The 1,278-nt window shown below is 49.3% G+C and carries 2 rRNA genes; both read right to left on the bottom strand.

The window, feature by feature from the left end:
- Positions 1-403, bottom strand: a 23S ribosomal RNA gene (locus WN56_RS11025); the annotation flags it as partial.
- Between the two features lie 337 nt (positions 404-740).
- Positions 741-1,278, bottom strand: a 16S ribosomal RNA gene (locus WN56_RS11020); the annotation flags it as partial.

Raw genomic sequence — 1,278 nt, 5'->3', positions numbered from 1 at the left:
GGTCCCCCCATGTTCAGACAAGATATCACGTGTCCCGTCCTACTCGTTTTCACGTCTAAGGCGCCGTCGGTTACGGGGCTATCACCCTTTATTGCCAGGTTTTCCAACCTGTTCACCTAACGCCTAAGCCGCTTAAGGGCTGCTCCGGGTTCGCTCGCCGCTACTGCCGGAATCTCAATTGATTTCTTTTCCTTCGGGTACTTAGATGTTTCAGTTCCCCGAGTTCGCCTCTTAGCGCTATGTATTCACGCTAAGATACCTGCTTATGCAGGTGGGTTTCCCCATTCGGACATCGATGGCTCAAATGCTTCTTACCAGCTCACCATCGCTTTTCGCAGGTTAGTACGTCCTTCATCGCCTCTGACTGCCAAGGCATCCACCGTCTACGCTTAGTCACTTAACCATACAACCCCAAAAGGTCTTGCTTATTTACTTTCACTTTAAAAAAGTGAAAACAAACGGTTTAAACAACTAAGGTTTTGTTTTTGCCGGACTCAAAATAGAGACTTTGCTTATTACTAAGACAAAGCCCAAGCACACTTGATTGTGTGAGTGACATTTCTGTCACTGATTGAGAACTTTACTGTCATTCTTTAAGAATGACTTGTCAGCTTTCCAGATTGTTAAAGAGCATCTCTTTTCAGAGTAACGCCTAAAAGCGTTAACCAATGGCTTACATTAGTTAGCGCTTTTCAATATGACCGTGCAATCTGTGTGAACACTCGCAACAATAGCGTCAGTAAGGAGGTGATCCAGCCCCAGGTTCCCCTAGGGCTACCTTGTTACGACTTCACCCCAGTCATGAACCACACCGTGGTAAACGCCCTCCCGAAGGTTAAGCTATCTACTTCTGGTGCAGCCCACTCCCATGGTGTGACGGGCGGTGTGTACAAGGCCCGGGAACGTATTCACCGTGGCATTCTGATCCACGATTACTAGCGATTCCGACTTCATGGAGTCGAGTTGCAGACTCCAATCCGGACTACGACAAACTTTAAGGGATTCGCTCCACTTCGCAGCTTCGCTGCCCTCTGTATCTGCCATTGTAGCACGTGTGTAGCCCTACTCGTAAGGGCCATGATGACTTGACGTCGTCCCCACCTTCCTCCGGTTTATCACCGGCAGTCTCCCTGGAGTTCCCACCATTACGTGCTGGCAAACAAGGATAAGGGTTGCGCTCGTTGCGGGACTTAACCCAACATTTCACAACACGAGCTGACGACAGCCATGCAGCACCTGTCTCAGAGCTCCCGAAGGCACCAATCCATCTCTGGAAAG

Origin of the sequence: Salinivibrio sp. KP-1 (assembly GCF_000968645.1) — a bacterium.
GTDB classification, from domain to species: domain Bacteria; phylum Pseudomonadota; class Gammaproteobacteria; order Enterobacterales; family Vibrionaceae; genus Salinivibrio; species Salinivibrio siamensis.
Note: the sequence above shows the minus strand (reverse complement) of the source record. Positions and strands in the feature narration are given on the sequence as shown.